Raw genomic sequence first — 19,381 nt, 5'->3', positions numbered from 1 at the left:
AGAATGATATTCGTCACTTTTGTTGTAACACTTTTTGTTGTCACACAAGTGACCAATAATAGCTTTAACAGGGAACAGAGACTCTAATACATGACTAAACCAATTACGTGCTTTAAAGCATATGACATACGCGGTGAGCTTAATAGCCAACTTGATGAAGCAACGGCTTATCGTATTGGTTACGCCTTTGCTGAAGAGTTGAAAGCGAAAACAGTAGTGGTGGGCAGTGATGTTCGTTTAACCTCTACCCCCTTAAAACTTGCCTTGAGCGCAGGGCTAATTGATGCTGGCGCGAACGTCACCGATATCGGTATGGCAGGTACGGAAGAGATATATTTTGCGACTAAACACTTAGGTGTCGATGGCGGAATAGAAGTAACAGCTAGCCATAACCCCATTAACTATAATGGCATGAAGTTGGTAAAAGCTGATTCTGTGCCCATTAGTGGCGATACGGGCTTAAACGCCATTAAAGAGCGCGCTGAGCAGTTGAGCGACGAAGCAGTATCACAGCGTCTTGCTTATTACACGCAAGGTGAGACTATTGATGCTGATGCCTTTTATAACGGTCATGCACACATTAAGGTTTCACATTTAACTGATACGGGAAGCTATGTAGAAGATAGCTGTATGTCAGCCTATGTAGACCACATGTTGTCTTATGTGAATCTTGATTCGTTCACACCACTTAAAATAGTGGTTAATGCGGGCAACGGTGCAGCAGGTCCAGCGCTTGATGCTATTGAAGCTGAGTTAGCGAGCAGACAAGTTCCAATTAGCTTTATTAAAGTGCATCACGAAGCAGATGGCACGTTCCCTCATGGTATTCCAAATCCGCTATTACCAGAAAACAGAGCAGACACTGCCGATGCTGTTATTAAACATAACGCGGACTTTGGTGTGGCGTGGGATGGCGACTTCGATCGTTGCTTCTTATTCGATGCTAGCGGTAACTTCATTGAAGGCTATTACATTGTTGGCTTGCTTGCAGCAGCGTTCATTGAGAAAAACCAAGACAGTAAAATTATTTATGACCCACGGGTATTTTGGAATACTGAAGACATTGTGGCGAATGCTGGCGGTACACCAATTAAGTCGAAAACAGGTCATGCGTTTATTAAAGAGCGTATGCGCAAGGAAGACGCGGTGTATGGCGGTGAGATGAGTGCGCACCATTATTTTAGAGATTTCGCTTACTGCGATTCAGGTATGATCCCTTGGTTGCTAATTGCCGAACTTGTGTGTGTTAAAAAGCAATCGTTGGCGAGCATGGTTAAAGCGCGCATTGAAGCATTTCCATCGTCGGGTGAGATTAACAGCAAGCTTAAAGATGCAGATGCTGCACTTGAGCGCGCAACATCTAAATATAAGCCCCTTGCAACGGTGATCGATACTACCGACGGCCTAGGGTTGGAATTCGACACATGGCGCTTTAATTTGCGTAAGTCGAACACCGAACCGGTTATTCGCTTAAACGTAGAAAGCCGAGGCGATATAGCCTTGATGGAAGAAAAAACGGCTGAGTTGCTTTCGGTTATACGTGACGAGTAACATCCCGCGTTTTTACTCTTTTTACGGCTGACTTGTTAAATAAAATGAACAAGGATTAGATTAAAAGAAAAACGCAACGCATACACAGGAGTGTATTGCCGGTGTATGAAAAAGCGCAGTCATGATAATTATGACTGCGCTTTTTTTGTGTCTTGCTGGCACGTGCCGTTTCAACAATTGGCAAACACTTGTAGCATCAGCCAATTTTTATAACGCAATGATGTTTCCTGACAACGTGCGCTATGTACTATAAAAGTTAGGTAATGAGATAAATCATCCAAGCATGGCTAATTACCACGACCGAGGTAAGCGCTATACGTAAACTGATATAACTTACAATTTGACCTTTTGGTAGGCTAAGCGTGAATTTGTCATACACTAAGATGGCAACGTAACTAAGCGAAAGCACCCCTAACGTTTTCGGATCGTGGCTAAATACCAAACAAAGCCAACCGATAATGCTGGGTAACATGGCGATATACATTTGTTTGCCATAACGCTGATTACTGATTGAGTCCCACCAATGAATGCCACCAAAAAAAGACAATAAAACCGCTGAGTACTGCATAAAGTAAATAGCGCTTTGGGTTAGTGATAAAAGATTAAAAGAATAAGCTATTGGCATAGCTAAAAAAGGGATGAGCCCAGCGACGCCAAGCAACACAACAGAGTAGGGCATATAACATAATCCTTCTGCGGTTATTCTAATAAACTCTTGTACGAAAGTTTATTAAAAAAGAGCCAAAAAAATAGCGCCAGAAGGCGCTATTTTATGAACAAATAACTATCTGTTCACGCTTATTTCAATGGCGTGTACTTACGCTGGTTGTGACCAGTGTAAAGCTGACGAGGACGACCAATTTTTTGTTTTGGATCGCTCATCATTTCATGCCAGTGTGAAATCCAACCCACTGTACGAGACAATGCGAAGATACACGTAAACATGTTGGTTGGAATACCAATAGCTTTAAGTACGATACCTGAGTAGAAATCTACGTTAGGGAACAATTTCTTCTCTGCGAAGTACGGGTCGCTTAATGCAATTTTTTCAAGCTCCATTGCTACTTCAAGTAGTGGATCTTTAACATTAAGTTCACTTAATACTTCGTGACAGCTTTCACGCATTACTGTTGCACGTGGGTCGTGATTTTTATATACACGGTGACCAAAGCCCATAAGACGGAACGGGTCAGCCTTATCTTTAGCGCGTGCAATAAACTCAGGAATGCGATCAACCGTACCAATTTCCTCAAGCATATTCAGACATGCTTCGTTCGCACCACCATGGGCAGGGCCCCAAAGTGAAGCAACACCAGCCGCAATACATGCGTAAGGGTTAGCACCAGATGAACCAGCTAGTCGAACGGTAGAAGTAGATGCGTTTTGCTCGTGATCAGCATGAAGCGTAAAGATACGATCCATTGCACGTTCAACCGCAGGGCTAATCTCAAATTCTTCAGCAGGAACTGAGAACATCATGTTCAGGAAGTTAGCTGCATAGCTCAAATCGTTACGTGGATAAACGAATGGTTGACCAATGTTGTACTTGTAACACATGGCTACCAAGGTAGGCATTTTCGCAATTAAGCGATGTGCACTACGTTTACGTTCTTCATCGTTAGAAACGTCTAAGTCGCTGTGATAGAAAGATGACATACCACCAACAGTACCGCATAACATTGCCATAGGGTGGGCATCGTTGCGGAAGCCATGGAAGAACATGTTAATTTGCTCATGTACCATGGTGTGGCGTGTAATCGTTGATTTGAATTCTTCATATTCTTCTTTAGACGGCGCATCACCGTGTAGAAGCATATGACAAACTTCAAGGTAGTCTGCATCGCGCGCTAATTCTTCAATGGGGAAACCACGGTGTAGTAACACACCAGCAGCACCGTCAATGTAAGTAATAGCTGACTCGCAAGATCCTGTCGCCATAAAACCAGGGTCGTAGGTGAAGTAACCGTGTTGACCAAGGGTACGAACGTCGATTACGTCTTGTCCTTCGGTGCCAGACAAGATAGGAAGCTCGATTTCCTTACCGCCGGCTTTAAGAATGGCTTTCTGATCTGCCATAAAATGCTCTCCTCAGAATGGTTCTGTTTGCAGCGAAAACGGGCGAAAATGCTCGTTTCGTTGGGGAAAAGTGGCGTATTTGTACTTTATTATGTACCAATAAGTCAATTTAATTGCATTTATGCACAATAAATATTCCGAATTACTGAGATTTATAATGCTCAGCCGGAATCTCTATCGTTAACATTTTGGTAATCGCACTAAACCCGTTTCAGGGTAATTATCAATGTCTTTTGCCAAAAGGTAAACCACCGTTTACCAAATTTATTAACACCTTAGCTGAAAAAATAACCTTTTGTCGATTGAGAATTACTCGTTTTCATTAAAAGACCTTAATTTTACTAGTGAAAATAGTGTTATTCTAGTTTAGTGCTGATACACTTTGTAGCCTTGTTTATTAAGCATTCCATGCTTGTTGTTAGTAATTGTGGCTACTTTTCTTTGTGTTTATCAGGAAGATTTGTCAAAAAAGACTAAAGTCTTACTACAGCACAAAAAATTGTAATTATATACTGTGCTGGATATACTCAGCAGTGCATTAAAACAGAATAATTATTCTGTTAAGTGCATTAAAGAATAATTCACAAATTGTTAACAACTCATTGGATGAGGTAATTAACAGGTAATAAACGAATTAACTCGCACAGGACATAATAACGGCGAGTAATTCATTATCCCTACGGATTAAACAGGCATACATTGTGAAAAAGCAAAGACCAGTAAATTTAGAACTCAATACTATTAAATTTCCGCCTGCCGCTATTTCGTCAATTCTCCACCGTGTTACCGGTGTCGCAATGTTCTTCGCATTACTCTTTGTTATTTGGGCATGGGCAGTATCTGTTTCCTCGCCTGAAGGGTTTGCGAACGTACAAGCGATGATGGACGGTATCATTGGAAAAGTGATCGCAATAGGCACTTTATCAGCGCTGACTTACCACATTTTAGGCGGCCTAAGACATGTAGTTATGGATTTAGGTCACTGGGAAGAGTTGGAGTCAGGAAACCTCAGCGCCAAAATAGCTATCGCTCTTTGGATTGTGCTGACAGTAGTATTGGGAGTAGCACTATGCTAGGCAACCAAGCAAGCTTAAAGCGTAATGGTATTCAAGATTACGTGTCACTACGTACTACCGCTGCAATTATTTTTGCTTATACGGTATTCATGGCGTGGTTTTTTATATCCACTGATAATATTACTTTCATTGAGTGGCGCGGATTATTTTCTGGGCTAGCGATGAAGGTGTTCACATTGGCAGCACTTATCGCCATCATGATCCACGTTCGTATTGGCCTTTGGCAGGTACTTACCGATTATGTGAAGGCGTCTGGTTTGCGTGCAATCATTCAGTATGTTCTAAACATCATTGCTTTTGGTTACGTCGCTGTTGGTCTGTTTGTATTGTGGGGAGTGTAAGATGAGTTTACCCGTTCACGAGTTTGACGCAGTAGTTATTGGTGCCGGCGGCGCTGGTATGCGTGCAGCATTGCAGATTTCAGAATCTGGCAAATCATGTGCACTACTGTCTAAAGTATTTCCTACCCGTTCACATACGGTTTCAGCGCAAGGTGGTATTACTGTTGCGCTAGGTAATTCCCATGAAGATAACTGGGAATGGCACATGTATGATACCGTAAAAGGGTCGGATTACATTGGTGACCAAGACGCTATAGAATATATGTGTAAAACTGGCCCAGAAGCCATCATAGAGATGGAAAATATGGGTTTACCTTTCTCACGCTTTGAGAATGGTAAGGTTTACCAGCGTCCTTTCGGTGGTCAATCAAGAAATTTTGGTGGCGAGCAAGCCGCTCGTACCGCAGCTGCCGCTGACCGTACCGGTCACGCATTGCTGCATTTGCTTTATCAGCAAAACGTTAAAAATAAAACTAAGGTGTTTTCTGAGTGGTATGCACTCGACCTAGTTAAAAACCAAGACGGTGACGTTGTTGGTTGTACTGCTATCGATATCGAAACAGGCGAAGTGGTTTACTTCAAGTCTAAAGCAGTCGTATTAGCAACGGGTGGAGCAGGGCGTATCTTCGCTTCTACTACCAATGCTCACATTAATACCGGTGACGGTGTTGGTATGGCAATCCGTGCTGGTGTTGCACTACAAGATATGGAAATGTGGCAGTTCCACCCTACGGGTATCGCCGGTGCTGGTACGCTAGTAACGGAAGGTTGTCGTGGTGAAGGTGGTTACCTACTTAATAAAGACGGTGAACGCTTCATGGAACGTTATGCGCCTAACGCGAAAGACCTTGCTGGTCGTGACGTTGTAGCACGTTCAATGATGACTGAAATTCGCGAAGGCCGTGGATTTGATGGCCCTTGGGGACCTCACTGTAAACTTAAACTTGATCACCTTGGTAAAGACGTACTTGAATCGCGTTTACCAGGTATTCTTGAGCTTTCTCGTACGTTTGCTCACGTTGATCCTGTTAAAGAACCGATTCCTGTGATACCAACTTGTCACTATATGATGGGTGGTATTCCAACTACCGTTGACGGTCAGTGTCTAACTGTTGATGCAGACGGCAACGATAAAGTGGTAAACGGCTTATTCGCTTGTGGTGAAATTGCATGTGTATCTGTACACGGTGCTAACCGCCTAGGTGGTAACTCACTACTTGACCTTGTAGTATTCGGTCGTGCGACTGGTCTACACTTAGGTAAAACCCTTTCTGACGTATCGCCATTCCGCGAAGCATCAGAGTCTGACCTTGAAGTGGCAATGTCTCGCTTCAATCGCTGGGAGAACTCAGAGAAAGGTAAGGGCGAAGATCCGGTTCAAATCAAAAAAGATATGCAAGAATGCATGCAGCTTAACTTCTCAGTATTCCGTGAAGGTGAAGCCATGGCAGACGGCCTTAAGCAACTTGGTGAAATTCGTGAACGTCTTCAGAATGCTCGCCTTGATGATAAAAGTGCCGATTTCAATACTCAGCGTATTGAATGTCTTGAGCTTGATAACCTTATGGAAACCGCGTACAGCACAGCAGTAGCAGCGAATTTCAGAACGGAAAGCCGTGGCGCACATAGCCGCTTCGATTTCCCGGACCGTGACGATGAAAACTGGTTATGCCACAGCGTTTACGATCCGAATACTGAAAAAATGCTTAAACGTGATGTCAATATGGCGCCTAAGCTTCGGGAAGCTTTCCCGCCTAAAGTGCGTTCATATTAAGAGAGGCAACGATCATGCAATTACAATTTTCGATATATCGTTACAACCCTGATGTTGATAACAAGCCACGCATGCAAGACTACACTCTAGAAGTCGAGGAAGGTCGTGACATGATGGTGTTGGATGCACTAATTGCTCTTAAAGAGCAAGATCCAACGTTATCATTCCGCCGCTCGTGCCGTGAAGGTGTGTGTGGTTCAGACGGTGTGAATATGAATGGTAAGAATGGTCTTGCCTGTATCACGCCATTGTCTGCATTAGGTAAAGGTAAAGTTGTTGTTCGTCCACTTCCAGGTTTGCCAGTAGTACGCGACCTTGTTGTTGATATGACACAGTTTTATACCCAATATGAAAAGATTAAGCCATTCTTAATCAACGATGATAAACAGCCTCCTGCAAGAGAACATCTTCAGTCTCCTGAAGAACGTGCTAAGCTTGATGGACTGTATGAATGTATTCTATGTGCATGTTGTTCTACGTCGTGCCCATCGTTCTGGTGGAACCCGGATAAATTTATCGGGCCTGCTGGTCTGCTTCACGCTTATCGTTTCCTTATTGATAGCCGTGATACTGCAACCGATGAACGTTTGAACGATCTAGATGATGCATTTAGCGTATTCCGCTGTCACGGTATTATGAACTGTGTAAGTGTATGTCCGAAAGGATTAAACCCGACAAAAGCAATTGGACATATTAAGTCTATGCTTTTACAACGGGCTGTTTAGTACTATATTCTGTTTACTCCTGAGTGACAGAAAGCAATGCTCTAAATAGCCATCCGGATGTGATGGCTATTTTTTTTTGTATTCATCGGTATAACGCTTGGTTATGTCACGAATAACCTTATAATACAAACCGATGGTTAATAGAATTTACAAAACGTAGCAAGGCAAATTAAATGCAAGAAAGCGTGATGAAAGCGTGGTGGGATTCCTCGCATATGGCAGGTGCCAACGCTGCCTATGTCGAAGAATTGTACGAATCGTATATGGAAGACCCGCAGAGCGTTTCCGATACTTGGCGTCAAATCTTTGATAGCCTACCCAAGGTCGAAGGCGTTGAACTTGAAACCAACCATACTAGTGTTAAAGATCAGTTTAGGAAGCTAGCTGCTCTAGGCCCGACAGCACGAATGTCGAGCGCACCAGTTGAAGGCACTCCGGTCTCGGATGACAGGCAAGTTAAAGTGTTACAGCTTATCAATGCCTTTCGCTTCCGTGGTCATCAACATGCCAACCTCGATCCGCTAGGATTATGGAAACAAGAGCGCGTTCGTGATTTAGAACTATCTCACCATAACCTTTCTGATAAAGATTTTGACAGTGTGTTCAACGTAGGGTCTTTTGCTATCGGCAAAGATTCAATGTCATTAGGTGAATTATTTAAATCACTTAACCGAACATATTGTGGCTCTATCGGTGCTGAGTACATGCACATTACCGATACAGACCAAAAACGCTGGTTACAGCAAAAAATTGAGTCAGTACAAGCCAAGCCTGAGTTTTCTAAAGATGAAAAACTTACCCTACTTAAAGGGCTAACGGCTGCTGACGGCATGGAAAAGTACCTTGGGTCTAAATTCCCAGGTGCCAAGCGATTCTCACTGGAAGGTGGCGACGCATTAGTTCCTATGCTTAAAAACCTAATCACTAATGCAGGTGCTGCAGGCACTAAAGAAGTGGTTATTGGAATGGCTCACCGTGGTCGTCTAAACGTACTCGTTAACGTGTTGGGTAAAAACCCATCAGTGTTGTTTGACGAGTTTGCAGGTAAGCATGACGATTCATTAGGTGCAGGTGATGTTAAATATCACGCTGGCTTCTCATCTGATTTTGCAACGCCAGGTGGCAATGTTCACTTAGCGCTCGCGTTTAACCCGTCTCACCTTGAAATTGTGAACCCGGTAGTGATGGGCTCTGTTCGTGCTCGTCTTGAACGTCGTAATGACGATACTAATACCGTGCTTCCTATTACCATTCACGGTGACTCAGCGATTGCTGGGCAGGGCGTAGTGCAAGAAACCTTCAATATGTCACAAACTCGCGGTTTCGCCGTGGGCGGAACTGTACGTATTGTGGTGAACAACCAAGTTGGTTTCACAACGTCAAAAACTGAAGATACCCGTTCTACGCAATACTGTACTGACATTGCGAAAATGGTTCAGGCGCCTATCTTCCACGTTAACTCTGATGACCCGGAAGCGGTTGCTTTTGTGACTCAGCTAGCCCTTGAATACCGTAATAAATTCAAGCGTGACGTTGTTATCGATTTAGTGTGTTATCGCCGTCATGGACATAACGAAGCTGATGAGCCAAACGCAACTCAGCCGCTTATGTACCAAAAAGTGAAGAAGCATCCTGTACCTCGCGCTATTTATGCCGACCAGCTTATTGCTGAAGGGGTTATTGAACAGCGTGATGCCGACCGCTATTTAGAAGAATACCGTGCAGCATTAGATCATGGTGCATGTGTAGTTGAAGAATGGCGTCCGATGACAGAGCACAGTGTAGACTGGTCTCCGTACTTAGGTCACGATTGGGATACGCCATATGATGGCGCTATCAGTGTTAAAAAACTTCAAGAACTTGGCGAAGCGTTAACAAGTTTCCCTGAAGGTCATAAACTTCAATCTCGTGTAAACAAGTTATACCAAGACCGCAAGGCCATGGTAAGCGGTGAAAAGAAACTTGATTGGGGAATGGCAGAAAATCTAGCCTACGCATCATTGGTTGATGCTGGTGAAGATATACGTATGACAGGTCAGGATTCTGGCCGTGGTACTTTCTTCCACCGTCATGCGGTATTGCATAATCAAGCTGATGGCTCAACGTACATGCCACTGCAAAATATTCGTGAAGGCCAAGGCGAGATCGAAATTTACGACTCTGTGCTTTCAGAAGAAGCGGTTATGGCGTTTGAGTATGGTTACGCAACGGCAGAACCTGAGTGTTTAACTATTTGGGAAGCCCAGTTTGGTGACTTCGCGAACGGTGCACAGGTTGTATTTGACCAATTCTTGAGTTCAGGTGAAGCGAAGTGGGGCCGTTTATGTGGTCTAACCATGCTGCTTCCACACGGCTACGAAGGTCAAGGTCCTGAGCATAGCTCGGCTCGTCTTGAGCGATTCTTGCAAATGTGTGCTGATCACAACTGGCAAGTATGTGTACCTTCAACACCAGCGCAAGTGTTTAACATGCTTCGCCGTCAAGTGGTTCGCCCTATGCGTAAACCGCTTATCGTTATGTCGCCTAAATCCTTGTTGCGTCACCCGCTTGCAACCTCTTCTCTTGAAGAGTTAGCAGAAGGCAAATTCCACAATGTGATTAGCGAAATTGACGATATTAATCCGAAAGACGTTAAGCGTGTGGTGATGTGTTCAGGCAAGGTTTACTACGATTTGCTTGACCAGCGCCGTAAAAATGAACAAACAGACGTTGCAATCGTAAGATTGGAACAACTTTATCCATTCCCACAAGAAGAATGCGCTAAAGTTGTGGCACAATACAGCCACGTTACAGATTGGGTTTGGTGTCAGGAAGAACCGCAAAACCAAGGAGCTTGGTATTGCAGTCAACACCATTTCTGGCAAGCAATTCCAGATGGCGCCAAATTAACATATGCAGGTCGTGAAGCATCTTCTTCACCTGCTGTAGGTTATGTTTCCGTTCACAATCAGCAACAAAAAGCGCTGGTTGAAGACGCACTCACTATTAAATAAGGAACAATGATGACAATTGAGATAAAAGTTCCGGTCTTACCAGAGTCAGTTGCCGATGCCACCATTGCAACTTGGCACGTAAAGGCCGGCGACGCGGTAAAGCGTGACCAGAACCTGGTTGACATTGAAACTGATAAAGTTGTGCTGGAAGTTGTAGCACCAGCCGACGGAACTATCGGTGAGCTTCTTAATGAAGAGGGTGCAACGGTACTAGGCGAGCAAGTTATTGCTAAATTAGAAGAGGGTGGCGCTGCGCCAGCTAAATCTGAAGCTAAAGCTGAATCTAAAAAGGAAGCAGCACCTGCAGCTAGCGGTAAAACGTCAGAAGTTAAAGTACCTGTATTACCAGAGTCGGTAGCTGATGCAACCATCGCCACATGGCATGTTGCAGTAGGCGAAGCGGTAAGCCGTGACCAAAACTTGGTTGATATTGAAACTGATAAAGTTGTTTTAGAAGTGGTAGCGCCTGCTGATGGCTCACTATCTGAAATTGTTGCCGAAGAAGGCGCAACAGTGACAGCTGAAGAAGTGATTGCTAAATTTGTTGAGGGCGCAACGTCAGGTGCAGCAGCATCTGAATCGTCTGAAGCTGCATCTGATGATTCAGATGACAGCAGCGATGCACTTAGTCCTTCAGTACGCCGTTTATTGGCAGAAAAAGGCGTAGACGCAGCAAAAGTTAAAGGTACGGGTAAAAATGGCCGTATCACTAAAGAAGACGTAGAAAAACACCTTAAAGGTGGTAGTGCACCAGCGGCTTCAGCGCCATCTGCTGCAGCTGATACAGCTGATTTACCTACTGGTAATCGCACAGAAAAACGTGTTCCTATGACACGTCTTCGTAAAACGATTGCAACTCGTTTACTTGAAGCTAAAAACTCTACTGCTATGCTAACTACGTTTAACGAAGTTAACATGAAGCCAATTATGGAACTTCGTAAGCAGTATCAAGAGAGCTTTGAGAAACGTCACGGTATTCGTTTAGGTTTCATGTCTTTCTACGTGAAAGCGGTAACTGAAGCACTTAAACGTTTCCCAGATGTTAATGCATCGATTGACGGTGATGACATTGTTTATCACAACTACTTCGATATCTCTATCGCGGTATCAACACCTCGCGGTCTAGTTACGCCTATCTTAAAAGATACGGATACACTTGGTATGGCTGGTGTTGAGAAAGGAATTAAAGAATTGGCAATTAAAGGCCGTGATGGCAAATTGTCGATGGCAGACCTTCAAGGCGGTAACTTTACTATCACTAACGGTGGTGTGTTTGGTTCATTGATGTCTACGCCTATCATTAACCCGCCACAGAGCGCTATTTTGGGTATGCATAAAATCCAAGATCGTCCAATGGCTGTTAACGGTAAGGTGGAAATTCTGCCAATGATGTACCTAGCCCTGTCTTATGACCATCGTATTGTTGATGGTAAAGAGTCAGTAGGCTTCTTGGTAACAATTAAAGAGATGCTTGAAGATCCAACACGCCTTCTATTAGACGTGTAAGGCTTTCCTCTCTTGTTATTGTGTGCAGCAGCGCTGCTTATTTATATAAGTCGCGTTACTGCCACAACGCTGATATTCGCCCTATAATATCAGTCTAATTAATCAAGTCGCGAAAGCGGCTTTTGTCTTACTAAAAATCGGATAGAAACACCATGAATTTGCATGAATACCAAGGTAAGCAGCTATTCAAAGAATACGGTCTACCTGTTTCTGAAGGATACGCAGCAGACACTCCTGAAAGTGCTGTAGAGGCCGCTAACCGCATTGGCGGTAGTGAGTGGGTAGTAAAATGTCAGGTCCACGCAGGTGGTCGCGGTAAAGCAGGTGGCGTTAAGTTAGTAAAAGATACTGACGCAATCAAAGCTTTCGCAGAAAACTGGCTTGGCAAAAATTTGGTGACTTTCCAGACTGACGAAAATGGTCAGCCTGTGAGCAAAATCCTTGTTGAAACTTGCACAGATATCGCTAACGAATTGTACCTTGGTGCAGTAGTAGACCGCACAACCCGTCGTGTTGTGTTTATGGCTTCTACTGAAGGTGGCGTTGAGATTGAAACTGTTGCTGAAGAAACACCAGAGAAAATTCTTAAAGCTGAAATCGACCCAATTGTTGGTGCTCAGCCTTACCAAGCACGCGAAATGGCGTTTAAACTTGGTCTTTCTGGCGTTCAAATCAAACAATTCACTAAGATTTTCCTTGGCCTAGCTAAGATGTTTGAAGATCTTGATGTTGCATTGATTGAAATTAACCCGCTTGTCATTAAAGAAGATGGTGACCTTCACTGTCTTGACGCTAAGCTAGCAATCGACGGCAACGCGTTATATCGCCAGCCTAAAGTTAAAGCTATGCAAGATCCTACTCAAGAAGATGCACGTGAAGCGCATGCTGCTGAGTTCGAACTTAACTATGTTGCGCTAGACGGTAACGTAGGTTGTATGGTTAACGGTGCCGGCCTAGCAATGGGTACAATGGACATCGTAAACCTACACGGTGGCAAGCCAGCTAACTTCCTTGATGTTGGTGGCGGCGCGACTAAAGAACGTGTTGCAGAAGCATTCAAAATCATTTTATCTGACGACAACGTTAAAGCTGTTTTAGTTAACATCTTCGGCGGTATCGTTCGTTGTGACATGATTGCTGAAGGTATCATTGGCGCAGTTAAAGAAGTTGGCGTTAGTGTTCCTGTTGTTGTACGTCTTGAAGGTACAAACGCAGAGCTTGGCCGTGAAGTTCTAGCGAACTCAGGTCTTGATATCATTGCTGCTGAGTCGCTAACTGATGCAGCAGAGAAAGTTGTTGCTGCTGCGGAGGGCAAATAATGTCTGTATTAATTAACAAAGATACCAAAGTAATCTGTCAAGGTTTCACTGGTGGTCAAGGTACTTTCCACTCTGAGCAAGCTATTGCTTACGGTACGCAAATGGTTGGTGGTGTTACACCAGGCAAAGGCGGCACTGAGCACCTAGGTCTTCCAGTATTCAATACAGTACGTGAAGCGGTAGAAGCAACAGGCGCAACTGCGACTGTTATCTATGTACCTGCTGCATTCTGTAAAGATTCAATCGTTGAAGCTGCTGATGCTGGTATCGAGCTTATCGTTTGTATTACTGAAGGTATTCCTACGCTAGATATGCTTTACGTTAAAGAATACGTAAATGCTAAAGGCGTTCGCATGATTGGTCCTAACTGCCCAGGTGTTATTACTCCTGGAGAGTGTAAGATTGGTATCATGCCTGGTCACATCCATAAGCCTGGTAAAGTAGGTATTGTTTCTCGCTCTGGTACACTTACGTACGAAGCCGTTAAGCAAACTACTGACGAAGGTTTCGGCCAGTCTAGCTGTGTTGGTATCGGTGGAGACCCAATTCCTGGTTCTAACTTCATCGACATCCTACAGTTGTTCCAAGACGATCCTCAAACAGAAGCTATCGTTATGATTGGTGAAATTGGTGGTACAGCAGAAGAAGAAGCTGCTGAATTCATCAAAGCTAACGTAACTAAGCCTGTTGTTTCTTACATTGCGGGTGTTACTGCACCTGAAGGTAAGCGTATGGGTCACGCTGGTGCAATCATTGCTGGCGGTAAAGGTACAGCTGATGAGAAATTTAAAGCACTAGAAGACGCGGGCGTTAAAACAGTTCGCTCTCTTGCTGAAATCGGCAAGGCACTTCGCGAAACTACGGGTTGGTAGTTGGCAAAGCGCACGTAAGTGTTTAAGTGAAGCCCGCTAATTAGCGGGCTTTTTTGTGTCTTTCTATTGGTGTTTTATAAAAAAGTCTAAGCAGAAAAATTCTGCTTTTTAAACTTTCGTCCTCACTGTTTGCGCCCTCGCATACCCCCTCAAAAAACGCCTTTATGCCGTAACAAAATTACAACATAAAACAAGTTTAGTGGCGAATTTACGTAATTTTGTTGTTAAATTTCAATAATTTCATGACGGTTAATGTTAATGGGGTGTTGAATATTTTCTATGAATACGTATGCAAGCAATTGTGCAAAGCCCGTGTGCTCTATAGGATTGTCAGCGACTGGATACATTGTCATTCGATTGTCATAAAAATAACAAAAAGACAACAAATATAACTGAATGGGACACCTGTTTTATGAAACAATTTAAACCAAATCTCATCAAGGTTGCGCTGATCACTGGTGGCGTAGCTTTTGGTTGTTCGCCTACATTTGCACAAGAAACAAATTCAGAAGCAGCTGATGAAGCTAACGTTGAAGTTATTCAAGTTAGCGGTATACGTGGCAGCTTGCAACGCGCTCAAGCGATTAAAATGGATAGCACCTCCATTGTTGAAGCGTTATCCGCAGAAGACATCGGTAAATTACCAGACACAAGTATTGCAGAATCTATTTCACGTTTGCCTGGCTTAGCTGGTGAGCGTAGAAACGGACGTACAAGTGGTATTTCAGTACGTGGTTTCAACGAAAACTACGTAGGTACATCACTTAACGGCCGTGAATTATTAGGTATGGGCGACAACCGCGGCGTTGAATTCGACCTTTACCCAACTGAAATCATTTCTAGCATCGTTGTTTATAAAACAGCAGAAGCTGGCATGACCACCCAAAATATTGGTGGTTCAATTGACCTTCAAACCATTAGTCCGCTTGCAGCAAAAAGTACATTCGCTATTAATGGCTCGTATGAAAAGAATGCTGAAGATTCTCCTAACCCAGATTTTGACAACAACGGACATCGTATTTCAGTAAACTACGTTGACCAATTTGCTGACGATACTATTGGTCTTGCACTGACTGTTGCTAGCATGGAATCACCACGTCAAGAACAACATTTCCGTGGTTGGGGCTATGCAGGCGCGAATGCTGATAATGCAGCAGCCGGTGTAGATGTGGCAGAAGGAACTACTATTTTAGGTGGTCACGACTCTTTTGCACGTTCAGCAATGTTAGAGCGTGATTCTATCGCCGCTGTAGTTGAATGGGCGCCTACTGATAAACTAAATGTTCAAGTAGATGCGCTTTATATCGACTTCGTAGAAGATGACGTTCGTCGGGGTCTTGAAGAAGGTGGTGCTGAATGGGGAACTGGCGAATATACCATTACTGGTGTTGAAAACGGTTTAGTAACATCAGGTTACTACGATGGCTTCTATTCAGTTATTCGTAATGATGCTCGTACTCAAGAAGCTGATTTAACGACGGTAGGCGTGAACGCAGAATACATCTTAAATGATAACTGGACTTTAGAGTTCGACTATTCTACCGGTAAAGTTGAAAAAGACATTATCGATGTAGAAAGTTATTCAGGCGTAGGCCGGGCAGGAATTGATGGACGTCCTATTACTGCTCGTAGCTGGGAAATGACGTCTACCGGCGCGGTATATTCTGATCACCCAAGCATTGCACCTGTTGACCTTACTGATGAAAGCTTAATTCGTCTTGCAGGTCCACAAGCATGGGGCGCACCTATTATTGGCGCAGACGCACAAGATGGTTTTGTTAACCAACCAAACTATGAAGAAGACCTAGATACTTACCGCTTTGATGCAAAAGGGTACGTTGAATGGGGCGTAGTAACTGGCATGTCTGCGGGCGTTATCTACTCAGATCGTAGCAAAACCAAAGAAAACAACGGTGCATATTTAACTGCCCCTAGCTATCCTGGTGATGCGGCTATTCCAGATGTACTAGGCGTAGTACCTCTAGATTTCATCGGTATAGACGGCATTCTAGCGTATGATTCACTTGGTCTGTTCCAAAGTGGTTATTACACAGCGACTGATGCCAAGCTGGTACAAAACGATCGCTTAGGTGATAGCTATACAGTTGATGAAGAGTTGCTGACTTTCTACACTAAATTTGATTTAGAAATGGAAGTAGGTGATATCTATATTCGCGGTAACGTGGGTGTACAAGTGGTTAATGCTGACCAGCAATCTACGGGTTTCTCAACCACGTCCGATGCTGATGGCATGACAGTAGCGGTACCTGTTTCTGGCGGCGCTGATTACACAGATGTACTTCCAACACTTAACCTTTCAGCAGAAGTTGCCGAAGGTCAGTTTGTACGTTTCGCATTGGGTAAAGTCATTTCAAGACCACGTATGGACGATATGCGTCCAAATACGCAGGCGTCCTTCGCATTTAATGATAACCAAATTACCAGTACCGATCCTGAAAATGGTCCTTGGAGCGGTAGCTCAGGTAACCCTGAACTTAAGCCTCTTGAAGCTAACCAGTTAGATATCGCTTATGAGAATTACTTCTCGGATACGGGTTATGTAGCGGCATCATTCTTCTATAAAGATATTAAAAACTGGCATCGCGATACGAGCGTACTAACGGATTTCTCTGATGTGTACATTCCTGATTTACACCAAGGTTCAGAAGGGCAGACGCCTGCTACTTTCTTAGGTTCAGTCGGCAGTGTACTAGATGGTTTTGAAGGTTATGTGCGCGGTTATGAACTGCAAGGTTCATTACCAGGTGAATTGCTTCACGAGTCATTAGAAGGCTTTGGCTTGTTCGCAAGTGCCACCTTCATGGAAGGTGAAGTAGACGCAGCACCAACGCAAACTGAAACCCGAATTCCAGGCTTGTCTGAAGAGTCATACAGTATGACGTTCTTTTACGAAAGCGATGGTTTCGAGTTCCGTGTTGCGGCAACTAAGCGTGATGATTACTTAACGGAAGAACGTGGTACTAGCTTGGCATTGGTAGATGCTACTAAGCAAGGCGGTACCTTGGTTGATGCCCAAATCGGTTACGACTTTAGTGAGTCTGGTATTGAGTCTTTGGAAGGCCTACGTGTTACTTTCCAAGCGCAAAACCTAACTGATGAAGATGATATTCAAGCGTCTCAGGCGGATTCTCGTCAGATTACGCAATATCAATCTTACGGTACTAACTACTTGTTAGGCTTTAACTATACCTTCTAATTGTTAAGCGAAAGCAAACATTAGAATAGATACAAGCCACCTTGTTGTTTCAGCGCTCGAAGATGTATTCAGGCGAGGAAGCAAAAGGTGGTTTTTTATTGTATAAGTACAAGTAAACCATCTACAGTGTGGTGAAGTAAGTAGTAAGGGCTGAGTATGGCAGTAGCGAATAAAACACCAGCGAGTCAACAAGCAACAGATCAACAGACAACAGTTCACCATGAAGCTAAGCAAGCGCCGGTAAAACGTGTTGTTGTTGCAGGCGGCGGCACAGCAGGGTGGCTAACCGCGGCGTTGCTCAAAAAAGTCATTGGCGACGCTGTGAATATTACCTTGGTTGAATCTGAGGCTATTGGCACAGTAGGCGTAGGCGAGGCTACCATTCCGCCCATTAGACTAGTCAACCAAGTGCTGGGGATTGACGAGGCTACCTTTCTTCGCGATACCAAGGCCACCATTAAGCTGGCAATTCGCTTTGAAAACTGGAAGCAACAAGGACAACAGTACTACCATACGTTTGGTGCACCAGGCAAAAGCATGGCCTTTTGTCACTTTCATCACTTTTGGCTAAAAGCACGCCAGCAGGGTTTGAAACACGATTTATGGGAGTATGACCTTAACTACTTAGCAGCCGAGGCAGGTAAATTTGCACGTATTAACGCAAAAGACCCGGTTTTAGAGCTCCCTTTTGCTTATCATTTTGACGCTTCATTGTATGCCAAATACCTACGTAAACTCAGCGAGGGGCTGCGCGTTAAACGTGTTGAAGGTAAAATCAGCTACGTATCAAGACACAAACACAGTGGGAATGTAAAAGCATTACATCTCGAAAATGGCCATGCCATTGAAGGGGACTTGTTTATTGACTGTACAGGTTTTCGAGGGCTGTTAATTAATGAAACATTGGGGGCAGGCTATGATGACTGGTCTCATTTATTGCCTTGTGACTCCGCCATTGCTGTACCTTCTGAACGCCATGAAAATACCGCACCCTTCACCCGTTCTATCGCGCACAGTGCTGGCTGGCAATGGCGAATTCCTTTACAACATCGTAATGGTAATGGTCACGTTTATAGTTCACGTTATATTAGTGATAGCCAAGCTCACGACACCTTGATGGCTAACCTTGACACCAAACCACTGGGCGATCCTAAACTCATTAAATTTACTACTGGCCGTCGTAGACAACAATGGTGTAAAAATGTGGTCGCGGTAGGGCTTTCTTCTGGATTCTTAGAGCCTTTAGAGTCTACCAGTATTCACCTTATTCAATCAGCTATCGTGAGGCTAATTAAGCTTTTCCCGCATCAAGGTATCTCAGATAGTGCGGTTGAAGAATACAACGCACAATCAAAAGTAGAATTTGAACAAATACGAGATTTTCTAGTTTTACATTATTGTTTAAATGAACGTGAAGACAGTGATTTTTGGCGAGATATGCGTCATTTAACTTTGCCAGATTCGTTGACTCACAAAATGGCGCTGTTCAAACAAAATGGCAATTTGGTGCGTGAGCAAAATGACCTGTTCTTAGAAAGCTCTTGGCTGCAAGTTATGTATGGACAAGGGCTAGTACCAGATGATTATCATGGGCTAGCGAATAGCTTTTCAGATGAGAAAACGCAAGCCATGCTATCGTCGTTGTATAACATTAAGCGTGAACCAATAGCATCGCTACCCACTCATGACGCATACATTCAATCAATGATCGATAGTGCAAATAAAACGTCTGTAAGCTTTTAATCTAATTGGCCTGTGTGCGGTGATGCAAGTTACTGTGTCTTGCTGTAAATCACCATAAATCGCGCCTCGTCACTTAACATTCTTAAGCCGTCAAGTACTCAAGTCCTCCCTTAAGTTACCCTTGAGGGAGCTTTTCTCTATTTAATTTCAATATCTTACTTATCCCGTTTAAGTTAGCCCTTGCTAAT

Annotated in this window: 14 protein-coding genes; 11 read left to right on the top strand and 3 right to left on the bottom strand. The window is 43.8% G+C overall.

Features of this window, described 5'->3' with window-relative positions:
* Positions 1 to 90 precede the first annotated feature (90 nt).
* A complete protein-coding gene (locus ALT761_RS10565; protein ID WP_129738594.1) occupies positions 91 to 1,551 on the top strand; it encodes a phosphomannomutase CpsG in 1,461 nt (486 codons plus the stop codon).
* A 256-nt stretch (positions 1,552 to 1,807) separates the two neighbouring features.
* On the opposite strand, the gene ALT761_RS10560 is transcribed toward ALT761_RS10565, so the two are convergent.
* Both ALT761_RS10560 and ALT761_RS10555 read right to left on the bottom strand, forming a co-directional pair.
* Positions 1,808 to 2,230 carry a DUF3429 domain-containing protein gene (locus ALT761_RS10560; protein WP_129738592.1) on the bottom strand — a complete coding sequence of 141 codons (423 nt, stop codon included), beginning with the start codon at positions 2,228 to 2,230 and terminating at the stop codon, positions 1,808 to 1,810.
* 119 nt (positions 2,231 to 2,349) lie between these two features.
* Positions 2,350 to 3,627 carry a citrate synthase gene (locus ALT761_RS10555; protein ID WP_013783978.1) on the bottom strand — a complete coding sequence of 426 codons (1,278 nt, stop codon included), beginning with the start codon at positions 3,625 to 3,627 and terminating at the stop codon, positions 2,350 to 2,352.
* Between the two features lie 701 nt (positions 3,628 to 4,328).
* On the opposite strand from ALT761_RS10555, the gene sdhC reads away from it, so the two are divergent.
* The 8 genes from sdhC to sucD all read left to right on the top strand — a co-directional run bounded on the left by sdhC (position 4,329) and on the right by sucD (position 14,233).
* On the top strand, positions 4,329 to 4,703 hold the full coding sequence (sdhC, locus tag ALT761_RS10550; protein WP_013783979.1) for a succinate dehydrogenase, cytochrome b556 subunit: 375 nt from the start codon (positions 4,329 to 4,331) through the stop codon (positions 4,701 to 4,703).
* Complete coding sequence (gene sdhD, locus ALT761_RS10545) at positions 4,697 to 5,044, top strand: succinate dehydrogenase, hydrophobic membrane anchor protein (RefSeq protein ID WP_126872334.1); 348 nt, start codon at positions 4,697 to 4,699, stop codon at positions 5,042 to 5,044. Before sdhC ends, sdhD begins: the two co-directional genes overlap by 7 nt.
* Before the next feature lies 1 nt (position 5,045).
* Complete coding sequence (gene sdhA / locus ALT761_RS10540) at positions 5,046 to 6,818, top strand: succinate dehydrogenase flavoprotein subunit (RefSeq protein WP_013783981.1); 1,773 nt, start codon at positions 5,046 to 5,048, stop codon at positions 6,816 to 6,818.
* Between the two features lie 14 nt (positions 6,819 to 6,832).
* Complete coding sequence (locus ALT761_RS10535) at positions 6,833 to 7,543, top strand: succinate dehydrogenase iron-sulfur subunit (protein ID WP_057791623.1); 711 nt, start codon at positions 6,833 to 6,835, stop codon at positions 7,541 to 7,543.
* A 173-nt stretch (positions 7,544 to 7,716) separates the two neighbouring features.
* Positions 7,717 to 10,536, top strand: a complete 2,820-nt coding sequence (gene sucA, locus ALT761_RS10530; RefSeq protein WP_129738590.1) for a 2-oxoglutarate dehydrogenase E1 component — start codon at positions 7,717 to 7,719, stop codon at positions 10,534 to 10,536.
* 9 nt (positions 10,537 to 10,545) lie between these two features.
* A complete protein-coding gene (gene odhB / locus ALT761_RS10525) occupies positions 10,546 to 12,042 on the top strand; it encodes a 2-oxoglutarate dehydrogenase complex dihydrolipoyllysine-residue succinyltransferase (RefSeq protein ID WP_129738588.1) in 1,497 nt (498 codons plus the stop codon).
* Positions 12,043 to 12,194: 152 nt separating this feature from the next.
* Entirely contained in the window at positions 12,195 to 13,361 is a 1,167-nt protein-coding gene (gene sucC / locus ALT761_RS10520; protein WP_057791629.1) for an ADP-forming succinate--CoA ligase subunit beta, read from the top strand.
* Positions 13,361 to 14,233, top strand: coding sequence for a succinate--CoA ligase subunit alpha (gene sucD / locus ALT761_RS10515; protein WP_013783986.1), 873 nt, complete (start codon positions 13,361 to 13,363; stop codon positions 14,231 to 14,233). The genes sucC and sucD overlap by 1 nt, the downstream gene beginning before the upstream one ends.
* A 224-nt stretch (positions 14,234 to 14,457) precedes the next feature.
* Here sucD and ALT761_RS20890 read toward each other — a convergent pair whose 3' ends face one another.
* Entirely contained in the window at positions 14,458 to 14,586 is a 129-nt protein-coding gene (locus ALT761_RS20890) for a hypothetical protein (protein WP_256772412.1), read from the bottom strand.
* Positions 14,587 to 14,645: 59 nt separating this feature from the next.
* On the opposite strand from ALT761_RS20890, the gene ALT761_RS10510 reads away from it, so the two are divergent.
* Together ALT761_RS10510 and ALT761_RS10505 are read left to right on the top strand one after the other, a co-directional pair.
* Positions 14,646 to 17,450: a TonB-dependent receptor gene (locus ALT761_RS10510; protein ID WP_129738586.1), complete on the top strand. Its 2,805-nt coding sequence runs from the start codon at positions 14,646 to 14,648 to the stop codon at positions 17,448 to 17,450.
* A 156-nt stretch (positions 17,451 to 17,606) separates the two neighbouring features.
* Positions 17,607 to 19,193 (top strand): tryptophan halogenase family protein, encoded by a 1,587-nt coding sequence (locus ALT761_RS10505; RefSeq protein ID WP_129738584.1) that lies wholly within the window; start codon positions 17,607 to 17,609, stop codon positions 19,191 to 19,193.
* The last annotated feature ends 188 nt before the right edge of the window (positions 19,194 to 19,381 follow it).

Origin of the sequence: Alteromonas sp. 76-1 (assembly GCF_900654235.1) — a bacterium.
In the GTDB taxonomy this organism is placed as follows: Bacteria; Pseudomonadota; Gammaproteobacteria; order Enterobacterales; family Alteromonadaceae; genus Alteromonas; species Alteromonas naphthalenivorans.
Note: the sequence above shows the minus strand (reverse complement) of the source record. Positions and strands in the feature narration are given on the sequence as shown.